This is a genomic window from Streptomyces sp. NBC_01260, assembly GCF_036226405.1.
In the GTDB taxonomy this organism is placed as follows: domain Bacteria; phylum Actinomycetota; class Actinomycetes; order Streptomycetales; family Streptomycetaceae; genus Streptomyces; species Streptomyces laculatispora.
The window spans coordinates 3,709,583-3,727,223 of sequence record NZ_CP108464.1; the positions used below are offsets into that span (position 1 = coordinate 3,709,583).

Sequence of the window (17,641 nt, forward strand, 5' to 3'; positions counted from 1 at the left end):
GCGGCCACCGCCTACCGCTCCCCCAGCCCCGACCGCAGCTGCGCGAACCCCAGCTCCGCCGCCTCGACCGCACCCCCGTACACCTGGTCCGCGCTCCGCCCCGCGCTGATCCGCTGCCAGTTGTCCAGGGCCAGGATGCGCAGGACCGCGACGATCTGGCCCGCCGCCAGCCGATCGGGCACCCGGTCACCCAGGGCGCGGGCGAGAGCGGCCTCGGAGCGGCCCTGGTACGCGTAGAGCCTGGCCACCAGGGACGGCGTCCCGTACAGCAGCCGGTGGAACGCCAGCACCTCGGGCACGTCGCAGAGGCCGGTGACCGGGTCGCGCCGCTCCAGGCCGTCCAGGAAGTGGCGCCGCAGCGCGTCGAGCGGGGATTCGCCGTCGGCGCGGGCGGCGACCACCCGGGCGGGCTCGTCCTCGTGGTCGGCGAACCGGTGCAGGGCCAGGTCCTCCTTGGACGGGAAGTACCGGAACAGCGTCGGCTTGGAGATGTCCGCGGCGGCCGCGACCTCCGCCACCGAGACCTTGTCGAAGCCGCGCTCCAGGAACATCGCGATCGCGGCGTCGGAGACGGCCTGGTACGTCAGCTGCTTCTTCCGCTCGCGCAGACTCATCGGCGCGTTCGGCCCACGGGGCGCGTCCTCGTCCGCCGCCGCGCCGGACCTGGGCTTCTCTCCGCTCATGACCACGAAGCGTACGCCCTTGACCTCAACCGGACTTGACGTCCACCGCCCGCGCCCTTCCCGGTGAGCCCTGATCCCGCCCGCGCTCCCGGACCAGCGCGTCGATCCCGTCCAGCACCCGTTCGAGGCCGAAGCGGAACTCGTGGTCGGGCTCCTCCGGGCCCCACATCACGCCGGACGCCATCAGCCGGGAGAGCGCGGGATGGCGCTCGGGGTCGACCAGCCGGTTCAGCGTGCGGGCATAGCTCTCCATCACCTCCTGCGCCGGTACGCCGCGCGCCTCGACGGCAGCGTCCAGATCGCCCATCAGCAGCGCCTCGTTCCGCACGAAACCGCCGACCAGGAGGATGACGGAGACCGCGTCACCCGGCCCGAGACCGCTGCCTTCGAGGGCCTGGAGGCCCTGTTCCCACCAGGCGACGGAGTGCGGGCTGGCGGGCGGTCCCGAGATGGGGATGCGGAGCATCCACAGGTTGCGGTGGAAGACCCGGCGCTGCGACCAGGCCCACTGCGAGAGCGCCTCCCGCCAGCCGGCCCCTTCCTCCAGGGCGGGCAGCGGGGGCGGCGGGCCCAGGGCCGCCTCCTGCATGAGCACGTAGAGCTCGTCCTTGGCGGCCACGTACCGGTAGAGCGACATCGTCGAGGCGCCGAGGTCCTTGGCGACCCGGCCCATGGAAACCCCGCCGAGCCCCTCGGACGCCGCCACCGCCACCGCGGCGTCCACGATGCGCTCCAGGCTGAGCCCCGGCTTGGGCCCCTTCACCGGGCGCGCCCGCAGCCCCCAGGCGGCCTCGATGCTGACCGGCAGGTCCGCGCCGCCCGGCGAACCGTTCTCTTCCGTCACCTGAACCCTCCTTCCCTTGACGGTCATCCTAGTTATGCGTAACCCTTACACAATAACGCGTATTCAATACGCAGAAAGGGGCGCACCCATGCCGCCAGGCACACCCATGCCCCCGGCCGCCATGATCGAGGCCCACGGACTGACCACACGCTCACCACCGCCGACAGCGGCACGGCCCGCGTCGCCGGGCACAATGTCGTGGCCGACCGGAGCCGGGTGCGCCGCGCGATCAGCCTCACCGGGCAGTACGCCGCCGTCGACGAGACGCAGACCGGCGAGGAGAACCTGCGCATGATGGGCCGGCTGGCCGACCGCTCCCGGGCGGACGCGCGCCTGCGGGCCGCCGAACTTCTCGAACGCTTCGGCCTCACCGAAGCCGCCCGCCGCACCGTCCGCACGTACTCCGGCGGGATGCGGCGCAGGCTCGACCCGGCGGCCGGTCTGGTCGGCAGCCCGCAGCCGGAGGCCTTCTTCCTCGACGAGCCGACGACCGGTCTCGAACCGCGCAGCCGGCAGGAGCTCTGGCAGGTGGTCCGCGATCTCGCCACCGAGGGCGCCACGGTGCTGCTCACCACCCAGTTCCTGGAGGAGGCCGACCGGCTGGCCGACCGCATCGCCGTCCTCGACCGGGGCCGCAAGGTCGCCGAGGGCACCGCGGACGCGCTGAAGTCACGCGTCGGGGGACACCGCCTGGACCTGGTCATGGCCGACCGCGCGAGCTACCTCCGGCTCACCCACCGCGCCGTGCACCACGCGCCCGCGACCCTCACCCTCGGGCTGCCGACGGACGGCTCCACGGCCCAGGTGCGGGCGCTGCTCGACGAGATCGACCCGGCCGGCACCGAGATCGAGCGGTTCACCCTGCACAGCACCACGCTCGACGACGTCTTCCTGGCCCTGACCGCGACGAAGGAGACACCGGCCGCCCATGCCTGAAGCCCTCGCCACCACCGCCCCGGCCCGGCCCCCGTCCGCGGTCCGCGCCCCGCTCGTCCACGCGGGCACGATGACCGCCCGTTCGCTGCGCATCAGCAGGCGCAACACCGACGCCCTCGTCACCTCGCTGATGCTGCACTGCTGGTAGTCGGCCCAGATGCCGAACAGGCAAGTGAGGCACCTTCCGCACGCTGATGGGGGTCCTGTAGGCGAGGGACTGGGACTCGCGTGCTGCCGTGCAAGGGCGCAACCTGGAAGCAGTGTGATCGAGTGCGGACGGTGCCGGCGGCCCGCCGGGACTTGCGCACGAGGACGCTGGGGAGGCAACGATGCCGGGTGACCCCTTCGGACTGGACAAGGTGCTCGCCGCGGCGGAGGACGCGGCGCCCGGGGCGTCTCTCGGCGTGGTGGCGCGCAATCTGCGCGACCGGTTCGACGCGCGGGCGGTGTCGTTCCTGTTCGTCGACCTCGTCGGCCAGCAGATGGTGCGCATCGACGAGACGATCGCCTCGCAGGCCGCCCTCCAAGCCGGCCGGATCCGGCTGGCCGGCAGCGTCTACGACCGAGTGCTGCGCACCCAGGAACTGGTGCAGGCCCCCGACGCCGGGCACGGAAAACGGCTACTGGCCCCGGTGACCAACCGCGGCGACACCATCGGCGTCCTGGAGCTGTCCCTGCCGCACGTCAGCCAGGAAATCCTGGAAGAGGTCCGCGAGGCCGCGCACGCACTGGCATACATCATCGTCACCGACCGCCGCTTCACCGACCTCTACCGGTGGGGCCAGCGCGCCACCCCGCTCACCCTGGCCGCCGAGATCCAGCGCCAGCTCCTGCCCAGCGCACCTTCCTGCGAAGCCGCGCAGTTCGTGCTCGCCGCGACCCTGGTCCCCGCCGACGACGCCGCCGGGGACACTTACGACTACACCCTCGACAACGACACCCTGCACCTGTCCATCACCGACGCCATGGGCCACGACGTCAACGCCGCCCTCATGGCCACCCTCCTGGTCAACGCCTCGCGCGGCGCCCGCCGCGACGGCGCCGACCTCGCCGGCCAGGCCCACAAGATCCACCAGGCCCTCCTCGACCACGGCCACCACACCCTCGCCACCGGTCAGCTCCTGCGCATCGCCCTCGACGGAACCGGCGCACAGCTCGTCAACGCCGGACACCCCTGGCCACTGCTCCTGCGCGACGGCACGGTGCACGAGGTACGCCTGGACATCGACCTGCTCTTCGGCGCCCCCGGAAGCACCGCTTACCACGTACAGGACCTCGACCTGCGCCCCGGCGACCGGCTCCTGTTCTACACCGACGGCATGCAGGAACAACATGCCGAGTCCGTCGACCTGCCCGGCCTCATACGCGACACCGCCTCCGAACATCCCCGAGAGGTCGTGCGTGTCCTGACAGCAGCGGTCACCGACGCCGGCAACGGCCACCTGGCCGACGACGCCACCGTGCTGTGCCTCGACTGGGGGTGCCGTTAACGAACAGTGAACCAAGTGCCAACTAGCGCAAAGCTTCAGGTCAGAAGCTCGTGATCTTGATCCGATGAGAGGTCTGGTCCGAGCTGCCGAAACCGCCGACCACCAGCCGGTCACCCCGGCCATCGAGTCCCTGCGCGGCCTCCTGCTGGACCAGCCGGTGGGCAACTCCCGCTGGATCGCGCTGACCTGGGCCGCCGGGATACTGCTGGCGGCGATGGCACTGCCGGGCGTGCTGTTCAGCGTGCGGACACGGTGACCACGGGGCCGTCCGTAGTTGCTCGTCGAGCGCCTACGAGCGGGAGTTAAGCGCTGACGTCGGCCGAGGTCGTGGCTGTCGTCGAGCTTCCGCCGGAACGCCAGCCGCTTCCGGGTGCGGGGCAGACACTCCGGGGTTCGCGGCGGATGGGCGTACGAGTCCTGTCGGGCCGCTGACATCGAGTCGCCGTACGCGACCACCACGTACGTGCCGGTGATCACCTGGTCGCAGTCAACGCATCTCATGACCGCACGCGCTTCTCAGCGATGGTGGTCGTGGGCACATCTGTCATGGTGCCTCCTGGTGCAACGGGTTGCCCGGGGCAGGGGTGACACGGAGGAACGACATGATGATCGCGCGGTATCCGCGATGGCCAGGGTTGTGGCCGGTATGACGCAGCGCCCAGTCCTCGGGCGGCCTCGGTCGCTCGTCGGCGTCGGACGCCTCCAGGCAGGTGGTGCACTCCACCTCGTACACAGGGCCCGAGGCGCCAGGGGTACGGTCCCCCTTGATCGTCCAGTCCGCCATACGGATCACTGATCGGATCGTCACGCGAGTCGCCCCGCCCTCGGGCCGAGCATGAGCGCCGTCGACGCGGCCAGGGCTGCGCGCAGCGTTACGGGCTCGATGCCGACGCGGCCGGATGTCGGCGGCCGGAGCCAGTGCAGACGGGTGTCCGTGGCGCTCAGCGGCGGCACCGTGACGTAGGTAGTGACCCCGCAGGGGACGGTGCCCTGCACCTCCCAGCCCGCGGTCGCACCTGCCGTGGTCAGGAAGTGCAGGATGCGGGACCACGAGTCGCTGATCACCGCACCGCAGTCGCCGCCCAGCGCCTCGACTGCCGGACGGCCGAGGCTGAACGGCACACGTACCGCGTCCCAGTGCTCACCGGCCCCGACCGTCCGCGCCATGCCGTCCGGCGGGAGCCACGGCAGCACGGGCCCCGGCGTGGCACCGGCGCGGCAGCCGCAGGTGACGATCGGCCTGAGGCGCTCGCGACCGGGCAGCGTCACCGTTCCAGCGGCATGCAATGTCGCGGCCACCGATCGGCAGGAGAGACACGATTCACCGCACAACCGCGCGGGGCTGACCGACTCCCCGACGAGAGGGAAGGGACTGGCTGCTGACTCGCTCATGACTGGCCCCATCTGCCCGCTTGTCCGACAGGGCAGATCATGGGCCGCAGCACGTGGCCCAAGTACCCCGGCGAGGGGTACCTCCCGTCAGGCCGGGTGGCACCACTCCGCGAAGTTCGTCAGCGTCTCCGAGTCCGCGCGCTTCAACCGGCGCAGCGTAGCGGCATCCTCTCGCACCCACGGATGCTCGCGGGTGTGCTGCGGTGCGATCCGTCGGGCGGCCTTCAGCGACTCGAAGCTGTCGTCCATGAGCCCGCCCCACAGCTGCGCGCGGGCCAGCTCGATGTAGAAGCCGGAGCGCCGTTCGGCCGGCAGGCCGGGCGGCGGCTTCCACTCACGAGCCACGTCCAAGGCGTGCTGTACGTGGTCGTCTCCGAGGCTGACTGCGACGCTGACCTCATGGACGCGGACGCTGTCCGGCCCGGACGCGGTCCCTCGGTAGACGCCTTCAGGCACGCGGTCTCCCAGCGTGCGCGCTTCGGTCAGGTGCGCGTCGGCGGCATCGGTGCGTCCGGCCCGCCCTGCGATGACGGCCGCCCGCATGTGAAGTGCCCCACGGGCTGCGATCGCCTCCGTACTGACAGGCCCTGGGCAGGCGTCGATGGCCTGCTCCAGTGCACGAAGCCCTGAAATGTGGGCTCGGGGCGCTCCGGCGATGGCATCAAGGGTGCGGTCAGTGACGCCGCGCTCTCCACGCTCGATCTTGCGGATGGTGCCGAGTGCGACGCTCGCGCGGTCGGCGAGCTGCTGCTGGGTCAACTTCGGTCGGGCGACACTGCGGTAGTACGCAATGCGGCGGCCTACCGAACCGGGCTGGGGGGCGGCATAGCGCTCCGTTCGGGGCGTCCGCTCGAACCGTACCGGGCAACTGCCACCTGGGTACGCAAACGGCGCCACCTGAACGCCCGGTGAGACCGTCACTTTGCGGTCACGGTTCGACGATCTCGACCAAATCCATGAGGGAGCCACGAGCCGTTGATGCCGTCCAGTAGGACACCCATCCCGTGCCGTGACGCCGATCCACCGGGCCGACGCACACCTGGCCGAGAACGAGGCCACCGCCATCGACGACGGCGAACGAGTGGGAGGAGCCCGCAGCCCACTGATCACCACGAGCCGCCACCCACCGTTCGGCAGACCGGACGGAATCAATCGGCTCGCTGGACTGGCTCCGCATGAGCGGATCCGCGAACGCGGTCATCACCGCCGGGGCGTCCTCGGCCTTCCATCTCCGCAGCACCAGGCCCGAGGAGGCATCTACACGATCGCGCATGCCGCGAGTCTCCCCCGGCGGGCATGGCCGGTCACACCGGTTTCCCGGCAGCCGCCACGCCACACGCGGTCGCAGAGGCTAGAACACGTCCGGGCACCAGGCCCGCCGCCCCGCCCGGAACACCCCGTCCGCCAGCGCCGCCGCGCCCGGGGTCAGCTCCTCGATGCGGTCCAGGGCCGCCAGCCGCAGGGCCGACTCGTCGCCCAGGTAGAGCGTCCCCAATTCCCGTACGTCCAGCGCGAGATCCGCGCTGCGCGTCGTCGGGGCGCAGGTGGCGCCGGCCGGGGAGGCGTCCAGGTGGAAGCGGCCCGCGGTGAGGCCGGTGGCGTCGTGGATGTCCAGGACCAGGGAGCCGGGGACGGCGTAGGTGCGGGCCTCCAGTGCGCGTACGACGTCCAGGAGGCGCACCCACAGGAAGTCCGCCTGCGTCACCACGCGGGCCGCGCGCGGGTCCGGGAGGAGCAGCGGGAGCAGGTCGTCGGGGGCGCGGTTGCCGGTGCGGATCGTGGTGACCCAGTCGACCGAGCAGAGGAAGTGCCACAGCGCCCGCTCCGCCGCCGGGGTCGTCGCGATCATGCTGCGCACCGTCGCCCGGTTCAGCGGCTGCTTGGCATCGCCCCAGTGATCGTCGGCGCGGTAGACGAGGAGGCCGTCCACGGTGCCTTCGGCGTCACGGTGGACGGCGTGGAACGGCTCGGTCCAGTGGTCGTTCGGGAAGAGCGCGTTGCCGGTCGTCAGGTCCCACCAGCGGTCGCCGCGGCTCACCACCCCGTGCTGCCGGGCCCGCAGCCGGTCGTGGAGGGCCGGCCCCAGCTTGCGTACCTCCGCGCCGTCCACCAGGTCGATCCGGCCGCCGCCGCGCTCGGACGTACCGGACAGCCGGGGGTCGAGGCCCGCCCGCGGTATGTCGATCTCCCACTCGGTGGTCCAGGTCGCGGGCCCGAACCCGTACCGCCCGTAGATCGGGTACTCGGCGGCGATCAGGGTGGCGGCCACGTCGCCGCGCTCCTTGGCCGCCGCCAGGTCCGCGGCCATCAGCCGGGTGAGCAGTCCGCGGCGGCGGTGGGTGGGCGTCACGGTGACGTTGGTGACCGCGTCGGTCGGCACCGTCGCCCCGCCGACGACCGTCAGCTCCTGCGCGAACGAACGGAACGTCGCCACGCACCGCCCGGCGTCGAACACCCCCTGGATGCGGGCCAGATCCATATGGGGCAGCCGTCCGGCCACCTCCTCGTCCGAGGGGGTCGGCGGGCGCAGGAATCCGGTGTTCAGGGCGCGCAGCCAGTCGGCGAACTCGGACTCGGTGACGGTACGGGCCTCAAGGCTGTTCATGCGCTCCACGCTAGACACCGCTGTTCGGGTTGTCGCCCGTTTTTCCCGCTGTACGGGACCGGCAACGGCGCCCGGAACCGGGAGGTGCGCCGGGTCAGAACGCCGCCCGGATCTCCCCCACCTCCGCGGCGCCGCCCAGCAGCGGCGCCCGGCCGATCCGCGACACCACCGGGGCGTCCACCCCGAGCAGTCCCAGCGCACGGGCCAGGACCGGGCCGAGCGCCCGGGCCGAGCCGTCGTCGATCTTGAAGGCCAGCGCCCTGCCGTCCGCGAGCGCCACCGCCTGGACCGCCTCCGCACCCATCTTGGACAGCGTGCCGGGCACCCCGCGCATCAGCCAGGTGTCCGGGCGGCGGGTCCCCGCCACGTACTCGGGGTGGGCGCGCATCGCGTCCGCCACCCGGCGCTCCGCCGTGCCCGGTGCCGCCGTGACGAACGTACGGAACGCCCGCGCGAGACCCACCAGGGAGATCGCCATCAGCGGCGCCCCGCAGCCGTCCGTGCCGACCGCGGCGACCGGTTCGCCCGCCGCCTCCTCGACCACCTGGTGGACGAGGCGCTGGAGCGGATGCGCCGGGTCGAGATAGGTGGCCGGGTCCCAGCCGTTGTGCAAGCACACCGCGAGCATCGCCGCGTGCTTGCCCGAGCAGTTCATGGTGATCCGCTCCCGGACGTGGCCCGCGGCGAGATACGTCTCCGCCTCGGCCGGGTCCAGCGGAAGGTCGGGCGGGGTCTGCAGATCGTCGGGCGACAGCCCGTGCTCGGTGAGCATCTTGCGTACGAGATCGAGGTGGAAACCCTCGCCCGCATGGCTCGCGGCCGCCAGCGCCAGCCGCTCCCCCGACAGGTCCAGCCCGGCCCGCAGCACGGCCGCGGCCTGCATCGGCTTGTTGGACGACCGGGGGAAGACCGGCGCCGACGGATCGCCCAGGGCCATCTCGACGCTGCCGTCGGCGGCCAGGACGACCAGTGATCCGCGATGGTGGCCCTCGACGAAACCGGACCGTACGACCTCGGCCAGCACCGGCGGAGCGGCTGTCGGGCCGGATATGGCGGACGGAGTTGTGGTGCTGGAGGTCATGGTGGCCTTCCGGGGACGGGCGGGACCCGCCCCCGGAGGGGTTGCCTCAGGCGAGCAGGTCGTCTACTTGTGCTTCCCCGTCACGGTACCTGCGGGCGATCTCCGCACTGCAGTCGTCCGCGGTGCGCTGAAGCCGGTGACGGCGCCGGGAGACCTGCTGTTCGTAGCGGACCAGGCGTCCCATCGCGGTGTGCAGTTCCTCGTCCGTCCGGGCGTCGAGGTCGGAGAGTTCGACCTCGGCGAGCGTCTCGGCGGCCAGCTGCCGGTACTCGTCGCTGCGCGGGGTGCTCAGCGTGACGTGCCGGGCGGAGGAGCGGTGCAGCGACGGGGCGTCGGCGAGGATCTCCGAGAGCCGGTCCACCACCGGCGACTCGGGGTCCCGCCGCCGGGCCAGCTCGGCCCGCAGGATGTCGATGCGCCCCTGGACCAGCCGCCGCACATAGCTGAGGTCGGCCTCGTCGCGCTGCGAGTCGCGGCGCAGTGTACGCAGCTCCGGCAGCCGCAGCGCGCCCAGTTCGGGCGGGAGCGCGGCCGGACCGTCGTCGGAGCCCTGTCCGGTCCGCTGCACGGGTGGGCGCATGGTGCTCGTACTCGTACCTGCACTGCTGTTGACGCCGGCACGCGTGACCGGCACGGTGCCCGGGGACTGCCCGGTTCCATGGGTGCTCATGCTTGTGTCCATCCCCTCGACCGGTGCGTCGGCGCACCGCCTCCGAGCATCGTGCCACTCCGAGGGTGCCGGTGGAGATGCTCTGTACCCGTTCAGCCCAAGATAGGTTGGTCTGTATGCGTGCAGTGGTACAGAGGGTGGACGGTGCGAGCGTCACGGTGGCCGACGCCGACGGCGAGGGCAGCGGCCCCGCGGTGGTCGGCGAAATCGTCGGCGAGGGCCTGTGTGTGCTGGTGGGAGTCACCCACGGGGACACCCCGGAAAAGGCGGCGCAGCTCGCCCGCAAGCTCTGGTCGGTCCGCATCCTGGAGGGCGAGAAGTCCTGCTCCGATGTGAATGCGCCACTTCTGGTGATTTCGCAGTTCACTCTCTACGGGGACGCCCGGAAGGGCCGCCGGCCCACCTGGAACTCCGCCGCGCCCGGCGAGATCGCCGAGCCGCTGGTCGACGAGGTGATCGCGCGGTTGCGGGCGCTGGGGGCGCAGGTGGAGACGGGCCGGTTCGGGGCGGACATGCGGGTCTCGCTCACGAACCACGGCCCGTTCACCGTCATCGTCGAGGTCTGATCCGGCGGCGGCAGGCGGGGACGCGGCCGGAGGGCTACGGCTCGACGACCGTCTCCTGGGCCGCCGCCGTGTTCTCCCCCGCCAGCAGCTCCGCGTCCACCGCCACGTTCCGCTTCACCAGGGCCAGGGCGATCGGCCCCAGCTCGTGGTGGCGGGCGGAGCTGGTGATGAAGCCGAGCTGACGGCCCTCGGCCCCGTCCGCGGCGAGCCGGATCGGGGTGCCGTGCCCGGGGAGCATGACCTCGCTGCCGTCCAGGTGCAGGAAGACCAGGCGCCGGGGCGGCTTGCCCAGGTTCTGCACCCGGGCCACGGTCTCCTGGCCCCGGTAGCAGCCCTTCTGGAGATGGACGGCGGTGCCGATCCAGCCCAGCTCGTGCGGGATGGTGCGGTGGTCGGTCTCGAAACCGAGGCGCGGGCGGTGGCCCTCGATGCGCAGCGCCTCGTAGGCCAGGACCCCGGCGACCGGGCCGTGCTCCGCCGCGTACGCCTCCAGGCCGGACCGCGGCAGGAACAGGTCACGGCCGTACGGCGTCTCCCGTACGGTGACTCCGTCCGGCACCACGGCGATGGAACCGGCCGGCAGATACACGACCGCGAAGTCCTCGGTGCGGTCGGCGACCTCGACCCGGTAGAAGAACTTCATCGACTCCAGATACGCGATCAGCTCGCCCTGCGTGCCCGGCTCGACGTGCATCCACACGGTCTCGCCGTCGTCGACGAGGTACATGGCGTGCTCGATGTGCCCGTTCGCCGTGAGGATCAGGGACTCGGTGGCCTGTCCCGGTGCGAGGTCGGTGACGTGCTGGGTGATCAGGAGGTGCAGCCACGCCAGCCGGTCGCTCCCGGTGACGGTGACGACGCCGCGGTGCGAGAGGTCGACGAGGCCGGAGCCGTCGGCGAGGGCACGCTGCTCGCGGAACAGGTCGCCGTAGTGCGCGGCGACGCCTTCGTCGCAGCCCTCGGCGGGGACGGCGCCGGGCAGGGACAGCAGGGGGCTCTTCATGCGACCAGCGTACGACTCGGCCCCTCAGGCCGGGTTCGCGGACTGCTCGGCCGCCTTCGCCGCGCAGTCCGCGCAGCGGCCGAAGATCGCGAAGTGCTTCATGTCCGTCTCGAACCCGAACGTGCCGCGCAGCTTCTCGGTGAACTCGGCGACGACGCCGACATCGGCCTCGATGACGTCTCCGCAGTCCCGGCAGACCAGATGGATGTGGTGATGTCGGTCGGCCAGGTGGTACGTCGGGGCTCCGTGGCCCAGATGGGCGTGACTGACCAGGCCGAGCTCCTCCAGAAGCTCCAGGGTCCGGTAGACGGTCGAGATGTTCACGCCGGACGCGGTCCGGCGCACCTCGGAGAGGATGTCGTCGGGCGTCGCGTGTTCCAGCGTGTCGACGGCTTCCAGGACAAGCTGCCGCTGCGGCGTCAGCCGGTAGCCGCGCTGCCGAAGATCGGTCTTCCAGTCGGTGCTCACCACAGGCCCCAGTGTAGGTCCGGGCGGCCGCCGCACCCAGCGGAATGCCGGGACAACTCTCAGGCACCGCGCACCGGCTACTTGAAGAACGCGATCCCGTCGTCCGGCAGGTCACCGAGGCTCTTCGCCATCGCGGCGACCTCTTCAGGGGTGACGACCTTCTTCAGGTGCGCCGACATGTACGGCCGCAGCTCCACCTCGGGCGTGGACTTCTCGCCGACCCACATCAGGTCGCTCTTCACGTAGCCGTAGAGCCGCTTGCCACCGTTGTACGGGCCGGAGGCCGCGGTTCGGGCCACCGCGTCGGTGACCAGGTCGATCTGCGGCTTCTGGTGGCCCAGCTCGCCGTACCAGATCTCGATGACGCCCTGGTCGCGGACCATCACGACCTCGACCTTGCGGTCCTTGTCGATCCGCCAGTACCCGGACTCGGACTCCAGCGGCCGGACCTTCTCGCCCTCGGCGTCGAGCACCCAGGAGTGCGAGACGTACTCCAGGAAGTCCCGGCCGTCGTGGCTGAAGGAGACCTCCTGGCCGAAGTTGCACTTCTCGGCGCCGGGGAAGTCGGACACGCCCGCGCCCGCCCAGTTGCCCAGGAGGAAGGCCAGCGGGACGAGGTCCGGGTGGAGGTCGGACGGAATCTCGATCATGAGCGGCTCAGACGATCTGTGAGGCGGGAGGACAGGGAGGGGCGCGCGTGGAGCTGAGGGGTCAGCGCTGACCCTCGTACAGCTTCTTCACGGTCAGGCCGGCGAAGGCGAGGGTGCCGACACAGACCAGGACCAGCAGGGTGGTGAAGAATGCCTCAAGCACGGGAGCTCCTTGAACGAGCGGTATGGCAGCAGTACGGGCCGGGTCCCAGCCTAATGGGTGGGGGCCCGGCCCGTCGGTTCGGGGTTTGCCGCGGGGCGGTCAGCCCAGCAGCTGATTCTGCAGGATCACCGTCTGGTGGAATGGGATGCGCTCCGTCCCCCCGGCTCCCGGGCGGGACTGGAAGATCAGGGCGACGGTGTCACCGGCGACCAGGTACGCCTGCCGGACCTGGGAGGCTCCGAAGGGCTTCGGCTCACGGGCCACGTGGGACGAGGTGCTCTCCACCTTCCCGCCGCCCGACCAGGTCTCGTCCAGGTCCATCTGAGCCGCGCCGATCAGCGGATCCCCCACCGTGGCGCCGATGTAGCGGTCGTCGTGGAACGCCTCGGCATAGCCCGCCGAGTTGAACTGGAGCAGGTAGATCCGGCTCGACGTGCCGTCCGGCATGGTCCAGCCGCGCGCGGCGATGTGCCGGAGGGCGGACTCCTTCAGCTGGTCGCCGATACCGGCACGCGAGTCCTTCTCGTACTCGGAGACGAACTGTCGCGTGCTGACCCAGCCGCCGGTCAGTTTCTCGTCGGCCGTTGCTCCGGCCGGGGCCGGGAGCAGCAGGCGGCGCAGGTCGGCGTGGTGGATCTCGGCGGTGTTGCCGTCGCTGAACGGGCGCGGCGCGCCGGCCGGGAGCGCGGGCAGGCTCAGCCGGGGGAAGTCCCAGCGCCCGTCGCCCTTCGTGGCCAGCCCCGGCACGTCGGTGCGCTCGGCCGAGGTGATGGCGTACGCCGTACCCGCACCGAGCCCGCCGAGCACCAGCACCGCGACGGTCCACCGGGCCACGGCCCGCAGCACCCGGCGCGGGGGCCGGGGCGCCGGGTGCTGCGGCGACGGGGGCAGCGGCGGCATGGGCGGGATCGGCACGGGCGGAGGCGTTACGGGGGTGGCGCCGGCCGGCTCGGGCGCGGATTCGGCGGCGGGCGCGGCCGTCTGCTCGGTCATACGTACTCCCCCGGGGACGTGATGTGGTCCAGCTGGTCCTTCACCAGTCCGGCGACGGACGACGTGTCGACAGGTGTGGGACCCGAAGCCGAGAAGGTGAGGACCGTCTCGCCGTCGTACGCCATGCAGAACATGCTCTCGATCTTGAGCTCGCTGTCCTCGGGCTGCAGGAAGCACTTGGCGTTCTTCTTGTGGCCGCCGACCGCCGGCCCGTCCCGGAGGAGGCCGGCGGCGTCGAAGAGTCCCGTCCGGAAGACGTAGAGGTCCCGGACGGCCTTTTCGTCCTTCATCCGCACCAGTTCGGTCCTGACGATCAGGTCGTTCCCGTCCGATGCGTAGGTGCGGATGGCCAGGCCCTGGACGTGGAGCTTGTCGATCCGCTTCTCCAGCTCCCGCCGCTGCTTGCCGGCGAGCCCGCGGCTGCCGGCCTTCATCTCGGCGGTGGCCTCGCGGCTGCTGAGCTCGCTGTCGTTGCCGTGCGCCCCGTGGTCCGGGCCGAGCCGGTATCCGTCGGGGACCGGCAGCAGCAGCTTGCTGAGTTCCGTGGACGCCCGGCCCCGGGAGACGTCGCCGGCCGGGTCCTTGCCGGGGCCGTGCGCGGACCGCGCCCAGAGGCGGGTCGTGACCGTACGGTCGGCGCCGTCGACGGTGGCCTTCGTGCACGCGGCTGCGCCGGCGACAGCGGCGAGCACCAGCACGACGGGGACCGTCGCGAGGATCACCCGGCGCGCCCTGCCCCTCCGGGCCGGGGCGGGACCGGGAACGGGTGCGGAATCGGGAACGGGCCCGGGACCGGGCTCGGGCAGCGGCGCAGGGGTGGTGGCGTCGTCGTTCACAGGCGCTCCAGCTGTCGCTCGGCCAGCGTCCGGATGTCCTTCTTGCTGATCGGACGGGTGTCGATCAGATTGATCTCGGCCATGACGTCGCCGCGGTAGAAGACCGCCCTGGCCCGGTAGAGCGGCATGTAGCCCGGCTTCAGTTCGGCCTTGTACACGTAGTAGCGGCCGCTGAGGCTGCCCTTGATCGCGTTGCCGTCGTTGCCCGCGCCGTCCTCGTCGCCGGACATGTACGCGCGCTGGTCCTCGGCGTGGTCGGCGGCTGACGTGTTGACACCGGAGCCGAACTGCACGAGACAGACATTGGCCTTGCCGTACTCGCCCTTCTTCCAGGCAGCAGCCGCGACACGGCGGACATCGGCCTCCAGGAGGCGGCCGAACATGAAGTCCTCGTTCGTGAAGCCGAGCACGTAGTCCTCCACCCCCATCCAGCCGTCCCGCACGAGGCCCATGTCCTTGTTCTCGCTCCAGCCCGCGGGCCTGGGGATGAGCAGCTTGCGCAGATCGCCGTCCGTCCGGACCCTGCGGTCCTGCGCGGCCGGCAGCGGGTCCGGCACCCGGTCCGCGGCCAGCGCCTTCGCCGGGTACGCCAGACCCGGCTGCGACAGCGCGGTCAGCGGGGTCGGCGCCCGCCCCGCCTGTACGCCGTAGCCGACGGCGGCGCCGCCGGTGATGCCGAGCACCGCGGCGGCGGCGATGATCAGAGCCGTACGCCCGCGCGGGCGCCGTTTCACCGCGCCGGGGTCCGGGACGCGCGTCTCCCCGGCGGGCGCGTCCGCAAGAGGCGCTGCCACAACCGCCGGAACCACTGCCCCGTCCCGGACGGACGGCTCGGCCGGCCCGTCGGGACTGGTGTCTTTCGGATTCAAAATGGGTCCCCCCACGAGACCTGAGGCGCAGATTCCGTCACCTGCGCATCCAACTGACCCGCCACTCACCGCCGAGGTTGTGCGGGCGAGGATTACAGTTCGGCATATGCCGAAGAAGCTCGTGATCAAGGTGACCGCAGGTGCCGACTCCGCCGAGCGCTGCTCGCAGGCGTTCACGGTGGCGGCGGTCGCCGTCGCCAGCGGCGTGGAGGTCTCGCTGTGGCTGACCGGGGAATCCGCCTGGTTCGCGCTGCCGGGGCGGGCCGCCGAGTTCGAACTGCCGCATTCGGCGCCGCTGCCGGATCTGATCGAGTCGATTCAGGCGGGCGGCCTGATCACGCTCTGCACCCAGTGCGCGGCCCGCCGCGACATCACCGAGCAGGACGTCCTGGAAGGCGTACGGATCGCCGGCGCCCAGGTCTTCGTCAGCGAGATCATGGCCGACGGCGTCCAGGCCCTCGTCTACTGAAGGAGCCGGTCCCTCACCGGCGGCGCTTCTTGCCGTCGAGTTCGTCCCACCAATCGTCGGACTCCGGGTCGCCGGTGGGATTCACTTTGCCCGGCCGGTCCCGGGGGCCCTGCTTGCCCGGCCGATCGCGGGGGCCCGGCGGCGGATCGTCCCACCAGCGGTCCTCCGGGCCCTTCCGGTTGGCCACGATCGCCGCGACGGGCGGGATGACCATGGCGATCACACACATGCTGATGGCGGCGGGAATCGACCAGAGCCTCACGAAGGCCCAGGCCGAGACGAAGAGGACGAGACATCCGCCCATCATCAGAAAATATGCGCGACGGCGTCGGGCGTACATAAATCCAGCGTAGGCCCGATCGGCTTGCCCAGCCGGTCCTGGACCTCACGGGGCAGCGGCCCGAACGGCACGAAGGGCCGTACCCCGGTTCAGTAGGGCGTCCAACCCCCTGGGGTACGGCCCTTCGGCCGGTTCGTCATCCGCGGAGCGGTGCGGCAGCTCCTAGGCGAGCGTGCGTGCCGGACCACGCGAGACAGACGGGACTTCTAAAACACGACCTAGACGGCGATGGCCACCTCGGAGAGGCCACCCGTCTGTGCCACCACCGTGCGGTCGGCGCTGCCGCCGGGGACGAGGGCGCGCAGCGTCCAGGTGCCCTCGGCCGCGTAGAAGCGGAACTGTCCGGTCGCCGAGGTCGGGACCTCCGCGGTGAACTCACCGGTCGAGTCCAGCAGGCGGACGTAGCCGGTGACGGGCTCGCCGTCACGGGTCACGCTGCCCTGGATGGTGGTCTCACCGGGCTTGATCGTCGAAGCGTCGGGGCCGCCGGCCTTTGCTCCACACATGGTGTTCTGTCCTTCTGATCGGGGGTCGTGCCGGTCTGGGTCGTGCCGGTCCGGCTCGTGCCGGTCGGCAGGTCCGAAGACCTGCCGAGTCGCGCGCGGGACTACTTGTTGGCGCCGAGCTCGATCGGCACGCCCACGAGGGAGCCGTACTCGGTCCACGAGCCGTCGTAGTTCCTGACGTTCTCCTGGCCGAGCAGCTGGTGCAGCACGAACCAGGTGAGCGCGGAGCGCTCACCGATGCGGCAGTAGGCGATGGTGTCCTTCGCCAGGTCGACCTGCTCGGCCTCGTAGAGGGCCTTCAGCTCGTCGTCCGACTTGAAGGTGCCGTCGTCGTTGGCGTTCTTCGACCACGGAATGTTGCGGGCGCTCGGCACGTGGCCGGGGCGCTGCGACTGCTCCTGCGGGAGGTGGGCCGGCGCGAGCAGCTTGCCGCTGAACTCGTCGGGCGACCGCACGTCGACCAGGTTCTGGGTGCCGATCGCCTTCACGACGTCGTCGCGGTAGGCGCGGATCGACTCGTCCTGCGGCTGGGCCTTGTACTGGGCAGCCGGGCGGGACGGGATCTGGTCGCCGTCGACCAGGTCGCGGGAGTCGAGCTCCCACTTCTTGCGGCCGCCGTCGAGCAGGCGGACGTCCTGGTGGCCGTAGAGCTTGAAGTACCAGAACGCGTAGGACGCGAACCAGTTGTTGTTGCCGCCGTACAGGACGACCGTGGTGTCGTTGCCGATGCCCTTGCCGGACAGCAGCTCCTCGAAGCCCGCCTGGTCAATGAAGTCACGGCGGACCGGGTCCTGGAGGTCCTTGGTCCAGTCGATCCGGATCGCGTTCTTGATGTGGTTCTTCTCGTACGCGGAGGTGTCCTCGTCGACCTCGACGATGGCAACCTTCGGGTCGTCGATGTGGGCCTCGACCCAGTCGGCGTCTACCAGGACGTCACTGCGGCTCATTGTGTTCTCCTCCGGGGCAGTCTGCGGCGAGATGGTGCGGGATGCGGATGTACGGAAGCCGGTTCGGCGCATGCACAGAGGCATCGGGATGGCCCCGACGAACGGTCGGCGGGCCGGGAATGCGGGAAAT

21 protein-coding genes and 4 pseudogenes are annotated in these 17,641 nt (G+C 71.3%); 6 read left to right on the forward strand and 19 right to left on the reverse strand.

Annotated features, from left to right (window positions below; all coding sequences use genetic code 11):
- Positions 1–11: 11 nt before the first annotated feature.
- Together OG322_RS16370 and OG322_RS16375 are read right to left on the reverse strand one after the other, a co-directional pair.
- A complete protein-coding gene (locus OG322_RS16370) occupies positions 12–683 on the reverse strand; it encodes a TetR/AcrR family transcriptional regulator (protein WP_124284626.1) in 672 nt (223 codons plus the stop codon).
- Between the two features lie 25 nt (positions 684–708).
- Complete coding sequence (locus OG322_RS16375; RefSeq protein ID WP_329306584.1) at positions 709–1,527, reverse strand: TetR/AcrR family transcriptional regulator; 819 nt, start codon at positions 1,525–1,527, stop codon at positions 709–711.
- A 147-nt stretch (positions 1,528–1,674) separates the two neighbouring features.
- Here OG322_RS16375 and OG322_RS16380 point away from each other — a divergent pair.
- The 4 genes and pseudogenes from OG322_RS16380 to OG322_RS16395 form a co-directional block, all read left to right on the forward strand.
- Positions 1,675–2,463, forward strand: a pseudogene (locus OG322_RS16380) (ATP-binding cassette domain-containing protein); the annotation flags it as partial.
- Complete coding sequence (locus tag OG322_RS16385; RefSeq protein ID WP_260146746.1) at positions 2,456–2,611, forward strand: hypothetical protein; 156 nt, start codon at positions 2,456–2,458, stop codon at positions 2,609–2,611. The pseudogene OG322_RS16380 and the gene OG322_RS16385, both read left to right, overlap by 8 nt.
- A 181-nt stretch (positions 2,612–2,792) precedes the next feature.
- Positions 2,793–3,953 (forward strand): PP2C family protein-serine/threonine phosphatase, encoded by a 1,161-nt coding sequence (locus OG322_RS16390; protein ID WP_123460688.1) that lies wholly within the window; start codon positions 2,793–2,795, stop codon positions 3,951–3,953.
- 94 nt (positions 3,954–4,047) lie between these two features.
- Positions 4,048–4,209: pseudogene (locus OG322_RS16395) on the forward strand (ABC transporter permease); the annotation flags it as partial.
- A 288-nt stretch (positions 4,210–4,497) separates the two neighbouring features.
- Here the strand turns inward: OG322_RS16395 and OG322_RS16400 are convergent.
- From OG322_RS16400 to OG322_RS16430, 8 genes and pseudogenes are all read right to left on the reverse strand, one after another.
- Positions 4,498–4,761, reverse strand: coding sequence for a DUF7848 domain-containing protein (locus OG322_RS16400; RefSeq protein ID WP_329306585.1), 264 nt, complete (start codon positions 4,759–4,761; stop codon positions 4,498–4,500).
- The gene (locus tag OG322_RS16405) at positions 4,758–5,222 is read right to left on the reverse strand and encodes a hypothetical protein (protein WP_329306586.1); all 465 of its coding nucleotides are present in this window, start codon (positions 5,220–5,222) and stop codon (positions 4,758–4,760) included. Before OG322_RS16405 ends, OG322_RS16400 begins: the two co-directional genes overlap by 4 nt.
- Positions 5,223–5,432: 210 nt before the next feature.
- A pseudogene (locus OG322_RS16410) lies at positions 5,433–5,993 on the reverse strand (transcriptional regulator); the annotation flags it as partial.
- Positions 5,994–6,002: 9 nt separating this feature from the next.
- A pseudogene (locus OG322_RS41555) lies at positions 6,003–6,314 on the reverse strand (helix-turn-helix domain-containing protein); the annotation flags it as partial.
- Positions 6,274–6,618 carry a GNAT family N-acetyltransferase gene (locus tag OG322_RS16415; RefSeq protein WP_266411381.1) on the reverse strand — a complete coding sequence of 115 codons (345 nt, stop codon included), beginning with the start codon at positions 6,616–6,618 and terminating at the stop codon, positions 6,274–6,276. The gene OG322_RS16415 and the pseudogene OG322_RS41555, both read right to left, overlap by 41 nt.
- 78 nt (positions 6,619–6,696) lie before the next feature.
- A complete protein-coding gene (locus tag OG322_RS16420; RefSeq protein WP_329306588.1) occupies positions 6,697–7,950 on the reverse strand; it encodes a GNAT family N-acetyltransferase in 1,254 nt (417 codons plus the stop codon).
- Between the two features lie 94 nt (positions 7,951–8,044).
- Complete coding sequence (locus OG322_RS16425) at positions 8,045–9,031, reverse strand: asparaginase (RefSeq protein WP_123460681.1); 987 nt, start codon at positions 9,029–9,031, stop codon at positions 8,045–8,047.
- Positions 9,032–9,077: 46 nt separating this feature from the next.
- Positions 9,078–9,701: an RsiG family protein gene (locus OG322_RS16430; protein WP_185095341.1), complete on the reverse strand. Its 624-nt coding sequence runs from the start codon at positions 9,699–9,701 to the stop codon at positions 9,078–9,080.
- 116 nt (positions 9,702–9,817) lie between these two features.
- On the opposite strand from OG322_RS16430, the gene dtd reads away from it, so the two are divergent.
- The gene (gene dtd / locus OG322_RS16435; protein ID WP_123460680.1) at positions 9,818–10,267 is read left to right on the forward strand and encodes a D-aminoacyl-tRNA deacylase; all 450 of its coding nucleotides are present in this window, start codon (positions 9,818–9,820) and stop codon (positions 10,265–10,267) included.
- A 34-nt stretch (positions 10,268–10,301) separates the two neighbouring features.
- Here dtd and ygfZ read toward each other — a convergent pair whose 3' ends face one another.
- The 6 genes from ygfZ to OG322_RS16465 all read right to left on the reverse strand — a co-directional run bounded on the left by ygfZ (position 10,302) and on the right by OG322_RS16465 (position 15,174).
- Positions 10,302–11,270 carry a CAF17-like 4Fe-4S cluster assembly/insertion protein YgfZ gene (ygfZ, locus tag OG322_RS16440; RefSeq protein ID WP_123460679.1) on the reverse strand — a complete coding sequence of 323 codons (969 nt, stop codon included), beginning with the start codon at positions 11,268–11,270 and terminating at the stop codon, positions 10,302–10,304.
- 24 nt (positions 11,271–11,294) lie between these two features.
- Positions 11,295–11,741, reverse strand: a complete 447-nt coding sequence (locus tag OG322_RS16445) for a Fur family transcriptional regulator (RefSeq protein ID WP_123460678.1) — start codon at positions 11,739–11,741, stop codon at positions 11,295–11,297.
- A gap of 74 nt (positions 11,742–11,815) precedes the next feature.
- Entirely contained in the window at positions 11,816–12,388 is a 573-nt protein-coding gene (locus OG322_RS16450) for an FABP family protein (RefSeq protein ID WP_123460677.1), read from the reverse strand.
- Positions 12,389–12,650: 262 nt separating this feature from the next.
- Positions 12,651–13,544, reverse strand: a complete 894-nt coding sequence (locus OG322_RS16455) for a hypothetical protein (protein WP_123460675.1) — start codon at positions 13,542–13,544, stop codon at positions 12,651–12,653.
- Entirely contained in the window at positions 13,541–14,380 is an 840-nt protein-coding gene (locus OG322_RS16460) for a hypothetical protein (RefSeq protein ID WP_241200236.1), read from the reverse strand. Before OG322_RS16460 ends, OG322_RS16455 begins: the two co-directional genes overlap by 4 nt.
- Complete coding sequence (locus tag OG322_RS16465) at positions 14,377–15,174, reverse strand: hypothetical protein (protein WP_241200091.1); 798 nt, start codon at positions 15,172–15,174, stop codon at positions 14,377–14,379. The genes OG322_RS16460 and OG322_RS16465 overlap by 4 nt, the downstream gene beginning before the upstream one ends.
- Before the next feature lie 181 nt (positions 15,175–15,355).
- On the opposite strand from OG322_RS16465, the gene OG322_RS16470 reads away from it, so the two are divergent.
- Positions 15,356–15,718, forward strand: coding sequence for a DsrE family protein (locus OG322_RS16470; RefSeq protein WP_123460672.1), 363 nt, complete (start codon positions 15,356–15,358; stop codon positions 15,716–15,718).
- A gap of 13 nt (positions 15,719–15,731) precedes the next feature.
- Here OG322_RS16470 and OG322_RS16475 read toward each other — a convergent pair whose 3' ends face one another.
- The 3 genes from OG322_RS16475 to OG322_RS16485 form a co-directional block, all read right to left on the reverse strand.
- Complete coding sequence (locus tag OG322_RS16475) at positions 15,732–16,058, reverse strand: DUF3099 domain-containing protein (RefSeq protein WP_123460671.1); 327 nt, start codon at positions 16,056–16,058, stop codon at positions 15,732–15,734.
- Between the two features lie 218 nt (positions 16,059–16,276).
- Entirely contained in the window at positions 16,277–16,564 is a 288-nt protein-coding gene (locus OG322_RS16480; RefSeq protein ID WP_018490348.1) for a DUF1416 domain-containing protein, read from the reverse strand.
- Positions 16,565–16,665: 101 nt separating this feature from the next.
- Positions 16,666–17,511 carry a sulfurtransferase gene (locus OG322_RS16485; RefSeq protein WP_207319451.1) on the reverse strand — a complete coding sequence of 282 codons (846 nt, stop codon included), beginning with the start codon at positions 17,509–17,511 and terminating at the stop codon, positions 16,666–16,668.
- Between the last annotated feature and the right edge of the window lie 130 nt (positions 17,512–17,641).